Below are 15,560 nucleotides of genomic sequence, written 5' to 3'. Positions count from 1 at the left end.
AAATACCCCGGTGAGCCTGGCAAGCAGTTTTATCAGTTCGTTGCGTCTGTCGGCTCGTGAGCAGCGACGTCGAAACGAGTGACTGGGCACGTCTTGATTCGTGGTTTGACGCGTACCTCGGCTCTGAGAGCGGTGTGGCGGCGTATCGGTCTGATCGGGACAGAGTGCTACGGGGCTCGGAACAGGAGTGGGAAGCGATTGATTCAGTATCTCAGCTCGGTTCAAGCTCGGAATCCACGATGGTCTGTCGCCCTGCGCTCCGAGTCACGAACCAAGGCCAGTTGGCCGGGTGGTGGACCGAGCTCGATTCGTGGTGGGAGCTCTTCAGTGAAGCTGGTCACGAGAAGGCGATCGAGATCGCCGATTTACTTGAGCAATCCAACGACGCGTGGGCAGCGTCCGCGGCTCCCTTCGAGACGGAGCCGCTCGCTACGGACATCACGGGGACGCAAGCGCTTCGGGGACCGGTACGACCGAGCGGTGAACTCGACTGGTCGCAGTGGCTCGCGCAGTTGCTTGAGCCGTCTGCGGCGCTCGCCGGAGAATTGTTCGGCGTACCGAGTGAGGACCCACCGAACGAAGTACTCCGGGAGGCTCGACTTCCGAAACACGACGGCGGGCGACGCCGGGCGGATATTCTGGTTCGACATCCCGACTACGGGGTCTCGATCGAAGTAAAACTCGGCGACGACAACTATCGGAAAACGCCGGAGACGGCTCGACTCGTCGAACGGCACTACGACGACGTGCGTTGGGACCACGTCCTCCTGTTACCGAAGCGACAGCGTGACCGTCTCGATACGGTCGTGTCGCCAAGTATCGATGAGCGACCGGACGGGACGCGTGAGATCGTGTGGGACGAGTCGGGACCGGTTACGGTCCTGTACTGGCAGGACATCGCTGCGGCGGTTCGGGCGGTACTACGGCGAGGCGACGTCGTCGACGATCACTGGGCGGCCAATGCGTTTCTCTTCTGTGCGGCGGTTGAACAGCAGATCGCTGGCTTCCAACCGCAGCCGACGATCGATCGAATGGTCGACCCTTCAGGCGTCGTCGAGACGGTGCGACCGATCGTGGTCTCGGAGACACTCGACGAACAGTTAACGTATCTCCGGTCGAGACTCGACCCATGACCGAATTTCTGACCGAGGGGTTGCGTTCGGATCGCTATCTCAAGGCGCTCCAACTGATCTCGCAGTTCGAAGACGAGATCGAGGCACGCCTCCGCGTGTTCGATCAGGAGATGGTTGATGAACAGCCCGAGCTCTTCGATCCGGAGACGGACATGAGCGTGAAGACCAATCGAAACTCCGGGTCAGCACTTGCGATTCATCGCATCAATCACGAGATGGAGGGACCGAAGGCACCGGCGAATCACAGGCAGCGACTGAACGTACACCTGTATTGGATGTCTCCGACCGACTACGATCGAACCGACGTCGACGGTGCGCTGCGAGCGTTCGGCTACAAGATCAAAGGTGCTGACGAAGCTGTTGACCAAGCGGTTGTTGACCGGACGCGTGAGGGTGACTGGTCTCTTTCAACGGCGGGTAATCCGTTCGATTCGAACACTGTTTTCTACAAGCACGTCGGATCGGTCGACGAACTTGAGGCGGCGCAGGCGGAGCTCGTTGACCACTTCGCAACGTTTGGTGGACGGTACAGCGGGAACTGAAGTTGGGGCCGTGTACCGTCAATGAGGTCTACGGGCGACGCAACCCCGATCGGGGCAATCAGTCACAAACATATTATATGTGAACTGGTCAATTGCGATAGTAGTCGATGCCCCTCCAATTTGACGGTGGAGATCGAATCCGAAACCCGGACCGTACTGATTACGAGGTCGGGAACCGGTTCAAAAAGGTTCTAGAGACGCTCCCAGATTCGACGGTCCCGGAAGCGCTAGTGATAGTCGGGATTCTGACTCGTGAGCTAACCCCTGTCGATGCCGATCCGTCAGCGCATCGGGAAACAGCGGCGACGATTACAGACCCACCGTCTGCTGAAGTACCCGTTGAGACGGTTCAGCGGACTCTTTGGTTGCTCAACGAGGTTCGGGGATCACTCTCTACGGAGCGCAAACAAGCGGTCGGAACGATACTCTCCACTTCAGGATTGAACACGCCAGGAGGGCCTGAACCCGAGAGGGCCCAAATGAGCGAGACGGACGAGAGTGTCGACTCGAACGCCGATAATTCGAACTCGACTGCGGGGGACGTACACGAAGGTAGAGACGGGCAAAACAGCCCTGAGAGGAACTACGAGTGTGAGTTTTGTGCGGAGCCATTTGCTGGGGAGCGTGAGTTGATGGCTCATCTAACGTCGTGTACTGAGCGGCCCGATGGTGCTCGCTTTGGGTGCGATCACTGTGACAGCACATTCCATTCTCAGCACGCAGTCGACCGCCATGTCGAACGCACTCATGATCCGGAGCCAGAGGAACAGACCGTACATCGCTGTGCTGACTGTGGCGCTGAGTTCGACGCGCCGATGGATCTACTCAGGCACAGAGTGAGTCATACGGGACACTCGAACGATCTCGCTAACACGGACGATTCCTCAACACCAACTGGTGGACAGCAGCTGAACGACGAATTCGTGGCCCGCGACGATGTCGGTGTTGTTGACGACTCTAATCCGGAGGATGGTTATGGATTCATTTCGACAAGTGAGGTGACTAATGATGTGTTCTTTCACGTGAGCGACGTTGCTGGTCGATTCCCTACAGAGGACGACCTACTACAGTATGATATTCGTGAGACTGATCGTGGGTACGAAGCGATCAATATCGAGCACAAAAAACGGACAGAGTCGTCAATCGACCCATTCGCCAGCACACGCACACGCTGGGGAGAGAATTGATCTTAGACTACTCCACGACTAGTGATTGAGGAGATCGTGTGGCCTGGGCTATGAGGTACGTGGGATGCCATGGGGTGCCTCTCTCGGCTATTAAATAATTCAGGACCGATTCTAACGAGTGTGGTTCACTCGTCGGGGTTCGCATCATCCAAGAGCAAGAAGCCCCTTTCAACGCGGATTACGACTTCATCTGTTTCTTCCGGATCAATACCTTGCTGCTCAAGTTCCTCTGCGGTCAGGAATACCGGAACTCCAATCGCACCGTCTTTGTCGGTTCGATTAATCTTCGCTTTTCGCAGTTGCTCAAAGACGCTTTTTGAATCATCTATTTCTTGATCGATATGGCGGGTCATGGAACTCCACTCGTGGCAGAGATAGTGTCTGGTTTCGATCCCTTGCGGACTCTCGGTATCCTAATTTTTAGCACAGTATTTCGGGCTAATTTGTGTTCACTTTTAAAACCTCGTAGCAGACACCTCCCGAAATTGAATCATCTCAACGCTCTGCTGTGGTAAGCGATGTGTGGTTAGTTAAATATCTTTGTCGACAAGAACTATGTTTGTTGCCAGTGGACATTTTCTTGAGAAATAGTTCGATGACAAAACATGTAGCGACCTATCCCACCGACGAACAGTTAGAGCGGTGGAAGCGTGAGGCGGCGGAGATGGATATGTCGTTCTCAGAGTGGATTCAAGCAATGGTCGAAGCAGGGATGAAAAAATTCAGCCCATCAGTTGAGCGAGACGAGGACATCAACGACCTTCGAAAACAGCGGAACAATCTCCGCAAAGAGCTAGAAGCCAGGAGATCACGCGTCCAAGAGTTGGAAACCGCACTCTACCAAGGTGAGCGTGAAGCAATTGCCGAGTACGTCGAGAACAACCCAGGGGCCGAGTACGGCGAAATCATTCAGCATATGATGAACTCAACCCCCGAACGGGTGAGTCGTCAATTGGATGTCCTTGATGGAGAGCGGGTACGGCGAGATGAGGAGATGTTCTATCCAATCGAGAGTGAAAAATAGTGGTCTCAAAGAAGATCGAAGAACGGTTGGGGATATACAAGTCACTATCAGAGGTACCGGAAGAGTACCGTTTCTACTCGTTTTCCCCCGGCATAGATGAGCAAAATATCTGGTCGGAGTGGAACGAAATCCACTCTGATTCTAAGTGGAAGCGTGCGGAGGCACGCCGCGTCAAAGACCGCTGGGGAGACCATCTCGAAGACACGGGGAGACATTACGCATTAGCGACACCAGAAGATGTCGAGTCTTTCATCAAGGGGCTTCTTGACGAGGTCCAAATTGAGCGAGCGTACAAACCCTATTGGCTGTTCCTCAAGCGGTTCTACCACTGGCTCGTGTGGCACACTGAGTATCCACATCGATATAATCCGGTGCTAATGGCCTCAGCCAACTACCCAGCATGTAATGAAATCTGGGAGTTCGTCATGTCATTCGACAGGGAGTCATTCAAATGACAAACGAAAAACGCAAAGAGATCGCAGACGCCTTCGAGAAAGATTTAGATCCGCTCTCGACGCTCGAGGGGACCTTCATCAGAAAGGAACTTGAACCGTTTGAGGCGGCTCTTAGCGACCTCATCGACTACGAAACGACGCCTCAAGGAACGATCAATAACTACACGGTACCAATCAAACAGTGGAAGAGCTTCATGGACAGATATGACCGTCACCCGGCATGCCCGGCTGAACACCACGTTGGTGCGTTCATTACATACCTCCGTCAAGAACGCGAAAATTCAGACAGCACCATTAAACCGAAGATCCGCCATTTGAATAGCGTTTTCAAACACTGGCAGTCCGACCCGGCCTTCCCCCACGACGACGCGTTCAATCCATTTTCGAAGGAACTACAGAGAGGTCACTTGTCACCAGAAGAAGCGAACGAACCGCCACGAATCTCTGTTCCTGAGCTCCGTGAGAAGCTCCAAGACGTGAACCACTGGCGAGATCAGTGTATCATTGTGATGCAACTGAAACTCGGTCTCCGCGCAAGTGAACTGTGTAACATCAAGCTGTCAGAAATCAATCTCCGTCATCAAGAACTGACAGACCACTACGATGAGATGGGGACGCACAGACGAGTCCGCGACCGGCCCAACTCCGTCTACATTCCGCCTGACCGAGATCTGAACAAGTCGAATGTCCCCCGAGTGCTTCCACTCGACGATGAGATGCGGCTGTTCCTCATTGAGTATCTTCTCGTGAGGCCCGACAACGGAAAATCATGGCTGTTTCTCTCTCCGACCCGCCATAATCAGATGAACAACTCAAAAATCAACGAGATTTGGAAAGATTACTTCCACCCCGAATATAAGATGGATCCTGATGATCCATATCGGAGTCTTACCTCACACTTCGGTCGCCACCGGTTCTCAACGCACTTCCGAAACGAACGGGAGTGGCCAGAAGAAAAAATACAGTACATGACTGGCCACAAAGGTGACTACGACAGCGATCAGCATGACTCATTGGCCACATACGTCCACACGTACTATGAAGACATCAAAGACCGATACCTTGACGAGATATACAAGTTCGGGCTTGGTATCTAACTATCCGCAGGTCCGAGGTACCCCCACGCCTGTAGGCGGTCTCCATCGCCGCTGATCCAACGCTCACCGATGTCATCGCGGTAGTACATATTCGGCATCACGATATCATCAATCCGGTCGTACGCTTGCTCACGCGCTGCCTGCATCGTTTCACCTTTCCCGGTCACAACGATGGGCATCCCATTGCCGCCGGCGACACGCCACTGGCCGTCAACCTTCTTTGCGTCTTCAAGATGAATCCCTTCGCGGCTCTCCGTCTCGAAGACCACCGCGGCGTTTCGAGAGTTCTCATCGTATGTCTTGTCGTCGTCGAACGGGAACGGTGGGAGGACAACCCGAATGGCGATCTGGTAACCATTGTGAACCTCTACGTTCGGGTCGTTTCCGTGTGCGAGGTCGTAGAAGAACTCGCCGGTAGACGACTCGATCGACTCTTCTTGTAGCGCAATCGTCGGGTACCCGAACCGCGGTGTGAACTCTAGCGGATAGATCCCGTTCTCGTTGACGATACAGTTGATATCAATACTTCCCACGTACCCTTCGTTAGCGAGCCAGCCTTCGAGTTTGCCAAACGTCTCCTCGAACAATTTGTTCTGCCCCGCCCAGAACATCGACGTTCCCATCTCACCAGTCTGTGGACCGATGTTCCCAGGGAATAATTTCTTATGCTCAAAGTTGAAATTGACTTGGTCAATAAACGTCTCACCGTTGAAGAACCCGCAGATGGCGACTTCGACGCCTTGGACTTTCCGTTGGAGTTGGAAGCCCTTCATTCGGTGACCCCACGCCTTCTTGTAAGCACGGAGTACGTCTATAACGTCACTCCCATCATCCTCATTCCCGACATAGATCAATCGTTTGACGTTCTGAACTTCGCCAAGTGGCTTGATGACGTATGGAGCCGGATTCTCTTTGACATGGTTGATGCCTGCGTCAAAGTCGTTGAAGATGTGGTGCTCAACGGTATTGACGTCGTGCTCTTCGAGTATCTCCATCGCATAGCCACGATCTTCTTCAAGATGATCGGTGTTCGGGGTTCCACCAACGACAGCCTTCCCTTGCTCGCGGAGTTCCTGAGCGAGTTTGCCCGTCCCGATGTCCGGGCCCACCCAGATGTCGTCGAAAATGATGACGTCGGCCCAGTCGACCTCCGCCCGCCAATCATCAGTCTTGGGCACGAAGCCATCACCGATTTCCTGATCTCCTTCCGATTCGATGTAGTATTTCACATCGTGACCCTCGCGGTGGACTCGCCACGCGAGGTCAGTGATCAGTGCGGCGTCGGCGGAAACGAAGAGGAAGTGTTTGGATTCCATTGTTGTGGTTTAAGCAGCGGTGACAGCGGTTTGTCTCTCGGTACACTGCGGTGAGTTATATAATAGATCCCGGAAATAGTGCTCGAAATTGAAGTTGACCTGGTCGATGAACTCGTCGCCGTTGAAGAAGCCGCAGATAGCGATTTCAACGCCCTCTACTTTGCGTTGCAGCTGGAAGCCCTTCATCCGGTGGCCCCACGCCTTCTTGTACGCGTTCAGGACGTCTACGACGTCGCTCCCGTCGCCCTCGTTCCCGACGTACAGCAGCCGCTTGACGTTCTGGACCTCGCCGAGCGGTTTGATGACGTACGGGGCGGGGTTCTCCTCCACGTGTCGGATGCCGTCGTCGAAATCGCGGAAGACGTGGTGTTCGATCGTGTTGACGCCGTGGTCTTCGAGGACCTCCATCGCGTACCCCCGGTCCTCTTCGAGGCGGTCGGTGTTCGGCGTCCCGCCGACGACGGCGTTCCCGTCCTCGCGGAGCTCCGCGGCGAGCGCCCCGGTGCCGACGTCGGAGCCGACCCAGATGTCGTCGAAGACGACGACGTCGGCCCAGTCGACCTCGGCCTCCCAGTCGTCGGTCTTCCGAACGAACCCGTCGCCGATCTCCCGGTCGCTCTCGGCCTCGATGTAGTACTTCACCTCGTGGCCCTCGCGGTGGACCTGCCAGGCGAGGTCGGTGATCAGCGCGGCCTCGGCCGAGACGAACAGGAAGCGAGCGGGGTCCATACGGCGGTCTCACGCGGCGAGGACTTGAGTGTGGGTGTCGGTCCCGCGCTACTGTCCGACGACGTCCGGTTCGAGCGCGCCGACCGCCTCGAGGATCGTCTCGACGTCCCCCTCGTCGACGCCGTTCTCCCGGAGCGCCTCGCCGAGGTAGGTCGCGACGCGACCGAACGCCTCCGCCGTGACTCCCATCCCCTCGTGTGCCTCCCGCATGTCGGCCCCCTCGTACGAGACCGGGCCGCCGGCGACGGCGCTGACGAACTGCACCTGATGGGCGTACAGCGCCTCCCTATCGACGCCCCCGAAGTACGGTTCGAGGAGCGGATCGTCGAAGACGCGGTCGTAGAAGTCGGACACGACGGCCTCGACGGCTTCGCGACCGCCGATGTCGGCATAGATCGATTGGCTCTCGGTCATCAATTCGATCGCATTTCTTGCGGCATAAGACTGGTTCGAAAGAACATGTTCGGTGATATCGTCCGCGATCCGCCGGGCGGGCGACGCGTGCGTGTCGAACACGTTCGGGTGAATCCTGATCCGCGTGGCGGCCGGCGATCCGATATGCGACACGAACGGCTCGACGCGCGACGGACATCGGCCGTTCGAGAGCCCGACGACGGTTCGGCCGACGAGGAGTCGGCCGACGGCAACTTCGAAGATCCGGACCACGTCCGGCGGCAGATACTGGGCCGAGCGGAGCGGATCGAGCGCCGCGAGGTCGCGGAGGCGATCTCGTCGCTCGAGGCGCGCGGCGGCCTCACCGACGAGCAACGCGAGACGGTCCGTCTCCTCGGAGCCGCGATAGCCCGGGAGCTGACGGCGGCGCCCGAGTCGGCCCTAGAGGGAACCGCGCGGGACGAATCGGCGGCCGTTCGGGCCGTCGCGCGGTTGTTCGACATCGAGAGCGAGTAGCCGCGACCCCGCCCCTACGCCTCGACCTTCGGGAACTCGGCGACGAACTCGTCCGCCGCCTCCTGCCGGACCTCGTAGCGCTCCTCGTCGAACGCGGGCACCTCGGCGGCCATCTCGTAGTACAGGGGCTTCGGTTCGTGGTCGTTGACGATGGTGAGCGTCTCGCCGGGTTCCATCCCGTCGAACTCCTCGTGGATCCGGTCGTGTCTGTTCACCGGCGGAATGTCGCGAACGTCTAGTCGTGGCATGCGTCCGAGCGTTCGCGACGCCTCCGCATCCGTGTTGAGACGAACACGTTCGGGCACAGCCACACCCCGCCGAGACCTGTGGATCCGAACGTGACGGGTTCATCGACGCAACCGATCGAACAGGACGCGAACAGCCCCCGCCGCTCGCACGGCCGATGCGGCTCGTTCCGCGGAGGTGAGTGACGTGCCCGCGACGAGCCTCGACGCGGAGCGAACCTACGACGAGGAGCGGTTCTCGACGAGCGGCGTGTTCCGAAGCGACCGCTCGAAGGTCGTCTGCGGCTACTTCGAACCGGGGCAGTTCATCCCCGTTCACGCCCCCGAGAGCGACGTGACGATCGCGGTCCAGTCCGGCAGCGGAACGGTTCGCGAGGGCGACACCGAGCACCCTGTCGCTCCCGGCGACGTCGTCGTCGTCGAGGCGGGGACCGAGCGCGGCGTGAAGGCGGACCACGACGCGCGCCTCGAAGCGGTTCTCGTCACCGCGCCGCCGCCGACCGACGCGGAGCACGACCCGGTCCGGGAGGGGATCCGACGCGGCGTGTTCGATCCGCGAGCGGAATCGGAGTGAGGGCGCCGGAAGGGCGCCGGGGCGGTCGCGTCCGCTCGGTCGTTCGGTTCGCCCGCTCACCGACGGTCTAGGCGCTAAACTTCGTGGAGACGGGGCGGGGGGTCACGCAGGCGTTGGTGGGGTACCGACCCGGGACGACCGGCCACTCGACGTCCACGTCGACGCGTACGATAGAGGGCATATGTAACAAAATCACTGTATTTTTGTGATATAAAAACTATTCTTCATACTTTTAAAATGCGGGTTGTTTTTACCGGGTTTTTCCCTCTGAAGAGGACACCTTTTTATTCGAGGTGACGGAAGCCCCGGACGACACTGAATGATTCAGAAGACAGACCGCGAGTGGTGGCCGAGCCAGTTGAACCTAGAGATACTCGACAAGAACGCCCGCGATGTCGGGCCGTACGACGACGACTTCGACTACGCGGAGGCGTTCCGGTCGCTCGACCTCGACGCGGTGAAGGCGGACCTCGAGGAGCTGATGACGAGCTCGCAGGACTGGTGGCCGGCCGACTACGGCCACTACGGACCGCTGTTCATCCGGATGGCGTGGCACAGCGCCGGGACGTATCGGACGGCCGACGGCCGCGGCGGCGCGGCGGGCGGTCGGCAGCGGTTCGCCCCGCTCAACAGCTGGCCGGACAACGCGAACCTCGACAAGGCGCGTCGGCTGCTCCTCCCGATCAAACAGAAGTACGGCCGCAACCTCTCGTGGGCCGACCTGATGATCCTCGCCGGGAACGTCGCCATCGAGTCGATGGGGTTCAAGACGTTCGGCTTCGCCGGCGGCCGCGAGGACGCCTTCGAGCCCGACGACTCCGTCTACTGGGGCCCGGAGAGCGAGATGGACACGCAGGAGCGCTTCGACGAGCCCGGTGAGCTCGACCCGGGGCTCGGCGCGTCCGTGATGGGGCTCATCTACGTGAACCCGGAGGGGCCGGACGGCAACCCCGACCCCGAGCTGTCGGCGAAGAACATCCGCCAGACGTTCGACCGCATGGCGATGAACGACAAGGAGACGGCGGCGCTCATCGCCGGCGGTCACACGTTCGGGAAGGTCCACGGCGCCGACGACCCCGACGAGCACCTCGGCCCCGAGCCGGAGGCCGCCCCCATCGAGGCGCAGGGCCTCGGCTGGGAGAACGACTACGGCAGCGGGAAGGGCGGCGACACGATCACGAGCGGGATCGAGGGCCCCTGGACCGGCTCGCCGACAGAGTGGGACATGGGGTACCTCGACAACCTGCTGGAACACGAGTGGGCCGCCGAGAAGGGCCCCGGCGGCGCCTGGCAGTGGCTCCCGGTCGACGCGGACGACGTCGAGAGCGCTCCGGACGCGCACGACCCCGACGAGGCGGTCACGCCGATGATGCTCACGACGGACGTCGCGCTGAAGCGCGACCCCGACTACCGCGAGATCATCGAGGAGTTCCAGGAGAACCCGATGGAGTTCGGCATGAACTTCGCGAAGGCCTGGTACAAGCTGACCCACCGCGACATGGGCCCGCCGGAGCGGTTCCTCGGTCCGGAGGTCCCGGACGAGGAGATGATCTGGCAGGACCCGATCCCGGAGGTCGACCACGACCTGATCGGGGACGCGGAGGCGAGTGATCTCAAAGGGGCGATCCTCGACACCGACCTGACGACGCGACAGCTCGTCAAGACCGCGTGGGCCTCGGCGTCCACGTACCGCGACAGCGACAAGCGCGGCGGCGCGAACGGCGCGCGCGTCCGGCTCGACCCCCAGCGCGGCTGGGACGTGAACGAGCCGGAGCGGCTCGACGCGGTGCTGGCGACGCTCGAAGAGATTCAGACGGAGTTCAACGCCTCGCGCACCGACGACGTGCGCGTCTCGCTCGCCGACCTGATCGTGCTCGGCGGCGCCGCGGCGGTCGAGCAGGCGGCCGCGGACGCCGGCCACGACGTGACGGTCCCGTTCGAGCCCGGGCGGACCGACGCCTCGCAGGAGCGGACCGACGTCGACTCGTTCGAGGCGCTCGAGCCGCGCGTCGACGGGTTCCGGAACTACCTCGGCGACGGCGTCGACCACCCGCCCGAGGAACTGCTCGTCGACAAGGCCGACCTCCTGGACCTGACCGCCACCGAGATGACGGCGCTCGTCGGCGGCATGCGCGCGCTCGGCGCCACCTACGAGAACACCGACCGCGGCGTCTTCACCGACAGTCCCGGCACGTTAACGAACGACTTCTTCGTGAACCTGCTCGACATGGGGACCGAGTGGCGGCCCGTCGAGGCGGGCGCGGAGGACGCCGACGTGTACGAGGGGATCGACCGCCAGACCGGTGAGGTCGAGTGGGAGGCCACCCGCCTCGACCTGATCTTCGGCTCGAACTCCCGGCTCCGCGCCATCGCGGACGTCTACGGGAGCGAGGACGCCGAGGAGAAGCTCGTGCGCGACTTCGTCGACGCGTGGACGAAGGTCATGCGGCTCGACCGCTTCTATCTCGAATAGGTCGCGACGCCGCGCTCGTCGCGGATGCCGTTTTCATCCGCGCGATCGGTCGTCCAGTGAGCGAACCGATTCCGTCAGTCGGCGGTTTCGCACTCTACGGTGAGTCCCCCGCCGGCGTCGAGAACCGCCCCGGGACCGACGGACCGGGAGCGGCGGCGGCGGTGCCCCGATCGTCCGAAGAACTTTATCAATTACCGTCGATCACTGTAGAATGGCGCCCCGTGACGGGGAGCCGGGGGGAGATTCGTCCGCCGGCGAGAATTCCGAGCCAGACGCCGAAGTAGCGCTGAGTGACGTTCGATCTCCGTTGGCGTCGCGGCTGATCGCCGCGTTCCGGTCGCTCGACCGTCGCGGCCTGTTCACCGTCGCACTGCTCGTTGGGGGGGTTCCGTTTGCGGCGAGCGCGGTCATCGCATTCCGAGGCGGGTTCGGACTCCGGTTCCTGCGGACCGGGTCGGTCTACGTTTGGACCGTCGGGCTGTTCGTCGGGGGACTTACGTTCGGGTGGTGGGCCAAGCGATACCCGGAACTGTGGGTGACACTCAGACCCGTCTTCGACGTACCTGAGAACGAGTATCGAGCCGTCGTTCGATCTCGGATCGCCGAGATGTACGACCTCGGGCGAGTCCTGCTGTGGTTTCCCGTCGTCCTGCTGTCGGGCGTGATCTACGATTTGGTGTTGGTCGGGGCCCCGTACGTGATCTACGTACGGAGCGCGGATCCCCTGGTTTCCGTCGCCGCTCCGACGGTGCGTCTTCCCTTCGACGTGTACGCCTACTCGCTGAGCGTCATCAACTACGCGTTCGGCATCGTGAGTCTGGTGGGACTCCTGATAGCCGTTCACGTCGCGGTAATCCACGTCCGCTTGGTCAGCGACGTAATGCGTCTGCGAATACGAGACGTTCGAACGGCCGCGGTCGAACTCACGCCGCTCGCGCGGTTCGACGTCGTCATCTCGTTGGGGTGGTTCGCCTCTCTGACCTTCGGGATGGTGATCTTGATCGCCACCGAGTACGATCCTTGGACGGATCCGCTGTTTCTATCGACGTTCCTCCTCGTGTTCCTGTTCGGCGTCGTCCTGTTCGCGGTCCCGCAGCTTTCGATCCACACCGCCCTTCAGTCGGAGAAGCGGACGCTCTTGGGCGAGATCGACGCGAAGTACGAGCGCATGTACGAAGACCTCTCCAGTACGGGCGATTCGGAACACTCGTCCGAGGAGGTCTCGACACGGTTGGACGTCCTCGAGGCCCGTCGGCGGAACGCGACGGAGATCCGAACGTGGGCGTACGACCTACCGGGCGTGGCGTCGCTCCTGGTCTCGTCGGTGATTCCGCTGATCCTCCAGTTCGGCCAGATGATCGCGTGACCGGGGTGTGTCACGGGAGGCGATACGCCCGCTTGCTCGCGTCGCTACCGCAACGCCGCATGAACCGGCGTGAGTCTCGGTCGTCAACACCCGGGCGCGTGTCAATGGCCGTTTCGGGTGACCTGATAGCGCGGGAGACCGCCTCTGAGGCTCCGGCCGCGAGAACGCGCGCGGGCCGGGAAGCGTTCGGCTCGCCTCACCACACCGGCACGAGCAGTACCGCGACCGTCGCCGAGATGAAGACGAGCTTCAGGGCGGTGTTGACAGCGATCACCTTCGTGCCGAACTCGGCGCCCCAGATCCCGTACTGGAAGGGGATCGAGCGCCGGAAGGTGGAGACGGCGAACGAGAGGATACCGCCGATGAGCAGGCTCGCGACGGCGGTCCGAGTGGTGAACACGCCGGCCTCGGTCCCAGCGAGGGTCACGGCCCCGGCCGTCGTGTCGAGCGTGTAGACGGCGATCACGGGGACCGCGGCGCCGGGCAGGCCGAGGACCCCGGTGATCGGCTCGGCGACGCTCGTCAGGGCCTCGACGTCGTAGTTGGTGACGAGCGCGATCACGAGCGTGTACACGACCGCGAGGCGCGGGACGATCCGGCGGAGGGTCGACCACGACTTCTCGCCGGCCTCCCGGACGCGTTCGCGGCTCGTGCGCTCGTCGTCGTCGGGCCCGCTCGCGTCGACGTCGGCGAGCGCGGCGCGGTCCACGTTGCGCTCCGAGAGCAGGGCGCCGCCGGCGAGCACGCCCGTGACCGTGATCGCGAGGGCGATTCCGGCACGGGCGGAGACGTAGACGACTCCCGTCTCCGCGCCCAGGATCGGGATCAACACCGGGATGTAAAACGTGAACACGTGCTGGACGAAGCCGAAGAACGTGTTGATGGTGACGGCGACGAGCGTCGCTCGGTCGTCGAGTAGGCCCGACTCGCGGTACTCGGCGAGCGTAGCGTAGCCCGCGGTCGTCGACGCCGCGGTCGTGAGGATCGCGGTGCCGACCTCGTCGGGGAGGTTCGCGGGCCGGGTGAGCCACCCGGCCAGCCCGGCGACGTACCGGATCAGCCCGAACGCGACGGCGACGTTGGCGGCGAAGACGCCGATCGCGATGAACGCCGCGATCCGCGCGAGCCGCGGGGCGACCTCGGCGAGCAGGGCGACGACCTCGGCGGCGACCGATTGCACGACCGGCGGTACGCGACCGCCAACCTAATGCGCGTCGAAACGGGCGGACGGGCGAGCGGTTTCGGAACGGCCAGCGATCCGGGCCGGCGGCCCCCTCGGACCGCCGAGCGATCCCGATTCGACGGCCGTCCCGGACCGCCGAGCGCTCGCGGGGCTTATGAGACCAGCGCGCGAACCCCTCGCCGATGGCACCCGCGGAGGACGACATCTCGATCGAGGAGAAGCGCGTGTACGCCGGGACGGCGGACCGCACCGACGCGTACGTCGCCACCGGGAACGGGGTCGTCCGGGTGGCGCTGTCGGCGGACAAGGTCGGCGCGTTCGACATGGTCGCCCGCGATCCGGCCCGCGACGTCGCCGTGCTCCCCCGCGACGGCGACCCGGACCTCGTCGGGATCGCGACGGCGGACGGCCTGCGAGTCGCCCGCGTCGACGACGACCCCGAGTTCGGCCGGAGCGCGGGCGACGCGGCCCCGGCGGTCGCGGTCGGCGCCCACGACGGCGCGTTCCTCGTCGCCCTAGAGGACGGCGGGATCGATCGGGTCGCGGTCGGTGGCGGGGACGCCGGCCCGACCGCGGGGGTCACCCGGCTCGGGTCCGTGTCGGAGCCGCGCGCGGTCGACGGCCCCCTCGTCGCGGCCGCGGACGGGGTGCACCGGGTCACCGGGAGCGAGGGCGCGGGTGAAGACCTCGCCCTCACCGCGGTCGGCCTCGACGACGCCCGCGACGTCGCCGGCGCGGGGATGCCTCTCGCAGCGACCGGGTCGGGGCTCTACTGGCTCGGTAACGGCTGGATGACGGCGCTGGAAGGGACCGCCGAGGCGGTCGCGGCCGACGGCGACGGCCACGCGCTGGCGGTCGTCGACGGCGAGCTTCTGGTCCACGCCGGCGACGCGTCGGGGGCCGGGGCCGTCGCGTGGGACGCCGAGACGTGGCGACTCGCCGACCTCCCCGTGGACGAAGAGGCCGTCGCGCTCGGCTACGGGCCCGGGATCTCCGTAACCGTCACCGCGGCCGGCACGCTCTGCGTCGACGCGGGGGACGGCTGGCGACACCAGGTGGTCGGCGTGCGGGACGTCGCGGGCGTCGCGCTCGCGGTCGTGGAATAGCGTGTCGATCGATTATAAACGGTTGCTGCCGCGGTGAGTATCTAATAAGATCCGACCGTTCGTTTATAAATAACTGCTGGTGGCGGATCGATGGTGTCTGCCTGCAAAGCCCCAGCAGTGAGGCGGTCACACGCTCGCTGCGCGCTTCAGTCGCTCGTTTCACTCGCTCCTTCCAGTGCTTACATCGCCTGTGACCGCCTCACGGCTGCCCCTTTGAGTCC

General features: G+C 62.1%; 16 protein-coding genes and 1 pseudogene. 11 read left to right on the top strand and 6 right to left on the bottom strand.

Going from position 1 to position 15,560, the window contains the following annotated elements; translation table 11 throughout:
• Positions 1 to 56: 56 nt before the first annotated feature.
• From DJ73_RS21080 to DJ73_RS20475, 3 genes are all read left to right on the top strand, one after another.
• Positions 57 to 1,133 (top strand): hypothetical protein, encoded by a 1,077-nt coding sequence (locus DJ73_RS21080; RefSeq protein WP_254921685.1) that lies wholly within the window; start codon positions 57 to 59, stop codon positions 1,131 to 1,133.
• Entirely contained in the window at positions 1,130 to 1,675 is a 546-nt protein-coding gene (locus DJ73_RS15805; RefSeq protein WP_094558436.1) for a hypothetical protein, read from the top strand. Before DJ73_RS21080 ends, DJ73_RS15805 begins: the two co-directional genes overlap by 4 nt.
• A 107-nt stretch (positions 1,676 to 1,782) precedes the next feature.
• The gene (locus DJ73_RS20475; protein ID WP_176451150.1) at positions 1,783 to 2,862 is read left to right on the top strand and encodes a cold shock domain-containing protein; all 1,080 of its coding nucleotides are present in this window, start codon (positions 1,783 to 1,785) and stop codon (positions 2,860 to 2,862) included.
• Positions 2,863 to 2,987: 125 nt separating this feature from the next.
• On the opposite strand, the gene DJ73_RS15790 is transcribed toward DJ73_RS20475, so the two are convergent.
• Positions 2,988 to 3,215 (bottom strand): hypothetical protein, encoded by a 228-nt coding sequence (locus DJ73_RS15790; RefSeq protein WP_094558434.1) that lies wholly within the window; start codon positions 3,213 to 3,215, stop codon positions 2,988 to 2,990.
• Positions 3,216 to 3,430: 215 nt separating this feature from the next.
• Between DJ73_RS15790 and DJ73_RS15785 the strand changes: the two genes are divergently transcribed.
• The 3 genes from DJ73_RS15785 to DJ73_RS15775 are packed head-to-tail and all read left to right on the top strand — an operon-like array spanning position 3,431 to position 5,438.
• On the top strand, positions 3,431 to 3,886 hold the full coding sequence (locus tag DJ73_RS15785; protein ID WP_254921684.1) for a hypothetical protein: 456 nt from the start codon (positions 3,431 to 3,433) through the stop codon (positions 3,884 to 3,886).
• The gene (locus DJ73_RS15780) at positions 3,886 to 4,341 is read left to right on the top strand and encodes a hypothetical protein (protein WP_094558433.1); all 456 of its coding nucleotides are present in this window, start codon (positions 3,886 to 3,888) and stop codon (positions 4,339 to 4,341) included. The genes DJ73_RS15785 and DJ73_RS15780 overlap by 1 nt, the downstream gene beginning before the upstream one ends.
• Complete coding sequence (locus tag DJ73_RS15775; protein WP_094558432.1) at positions 4,338 to 5,438, top strand: tyrosine-type recombinase/integrase; 1,101 nt, start codon at positions 4,338 to 4,340, stop codon at positions 5,436 to 5,438. The genes DJ73_RS15780 and DJ73_RS15775 overlap by 4 nt, the downstream gene beginning before the upstream one ends.
• Here the strand turns inward: DJ73_RS15775 and DJ73_RS15770 are convergent.
• The 3 genes and pseudogenes from DJ73_RS15770 to DJ73_RS15760 all read right to left on the bottom strand — a co-directional run bounded on the left by DJ73_RS15770 (position 5,435) and on the right by DJ73_RS15760 (position 7,897).
• A complete protein-coding gene (locus tag DJ73_RS15770; RefSeq protein WP_094558431.1) occupies positions 5,435 to 6,754 on the bottom strand; it encodes a phosphoribosylglycinamide synthetase C domain-containing protein in 1,320 nt (439 codons plus the stop codon). The genes DJ73_RS15775 and DJ73_RS15770 overlap by 4 nt on opposite strands.
• Positions 6,755 to 6,832: 78 nt before the next feature.
• Positions 6,833 to 7,483, bottom strand: a pseudogene (locus tag DJ73_RS15765) (phosphoribosylamine--glycine ligase); the annotation flags it as partial.
• Between the two features lie 48 nt (positions 7,484 to 7,531).
• The gene (locus DJ73_RS15760) at positions 7,532 to 7,897 is read right to left on the bottom strand and encodes a group 1 truncated hemoglobin (protein ID WP_094558429.1); all 366 of its coding nucleotides are present in this window, start codon (positions 7,895 to 7,897) and stop codon (positions 7,532 to 7,534) included.
• Positions 7,898 to 8,041: 144 nt separating this feature from the next.
• On the opposite strand from DJ73_RS15760, the gene DJ73_RS20470 reads away from it, so the two are divergent.
• A complete protein-coding gene (locus DJ73_RS20470; protein ID WP_176451149.1) occupies positions 8,042 to 8,392 on the top strand; it encodes a glutamyl-tRNA reductase in 351 nt (116 codons plus the stop codon).
• 14 nt (positions 8,393 to 8,406) lie between these two features.
• On the opposite strand, the gene DJ73_RS15750 is transcribed toward DJ73_RS20470, so the two are convergent.
• The gene (locus DJ73_RS15750) at positions 8,407 to 8,640 is read right to left on the bottom strand and encodes a DUF2249 domain-containing protein (RefSeq protein WP_094522543.1); all 234 of its coding nucleotides are present in this window, start codon (positions 8,638 to 8,640) and stop codon (positions 8,407 to 8,409) included.
• Positions 8,641 to 8,824: 184 nt separating this feature from the next.
• On the opposite strand from DJ73_RS15750, the gene DJ73_RS15745 reads away from it, so the two are divergent.
• From DJ73_RS15745 to DJ73_RS15735, 3 genes are all read left to right on the top strand, one after another.
• Entirely contained in the window at positions 8,825 to 9,211 is a 387-nt protein-coding gene (locus DJ73_RS15745; RefSeq protein WP_094558428.1) for a cupin domain-containing protein, read from the top strand.
• A gap of 319 nt (positions 9,212 to 9,530) precedes the next feature.
• Entirely contained in the window at positions 9,531 to 11,684 is a 2,154-nt protein-coding gene (katG, locus tag DJ73_RS15740; RefSeq protein ID WP_094558427.1) for a catalase/peroxidase HPI, read from the top strand.
• Between the two features lie 211 nt (positions 11,685 to 11,895).
• Entirely contained in the window at positions 11,896 to 13,050 is a 1,155-nt protein-coding gene (locus tag DJ73_RS15735; protein ID WP_094522537.1) for a hypothetical protein, read from the top strand.
• A 196-nt stretch (positions 13,051 to 13,246) separates the two neighbouring features.
• Here DJ73_RS15735 and DJ73_RS15730 read toward each other — a convergent pair whose 3' ends face one another.
• On the bottom strand, positions 13,247 to 14,230 hold the full coding sequence (locus DJ73_RS15730; RefSeq protein ID WP_094558426.1) for a nucleoside recognition protein: 984 nt from the start codon (positions 14,228 to 14,230) through the stop codon (positions 13,247 to 13,249).
• Positions 14,231 to 14,415: 185 nt separating this feature from the next.
• Here DJ73_RS15730 and DJ73_RS15725 point away from each other — a divergent pair, with 185 nt between their 5' ends.
• Positions 14,416 to 15,339: a hypothetical protein gene (locus DJ73_RS15725; RefSeq protein ID WP_094522533.1), complete on the top strand. Its 924-nt coding sequence runs from the start codon at positions 14,416 to 14,418 to the stop codon at positions 15,337 to 15,339.
• The last annotated feature ends 221 nt before the right edge of the window (positions 15,340 to 15,560 follow it).

It is taken from the genome of Halorubrum sp. Ea1 (assembly GCF_002252965.1).
Classification (GTDB): domain Archaea; phylum Halobacteriota; class Halobacteria; order Halobacteriales; family Haloferacaceae; genus Halorubrum.
This window is presented reverse-complemented; position numbering and strand designations above follow the sequence as displayed.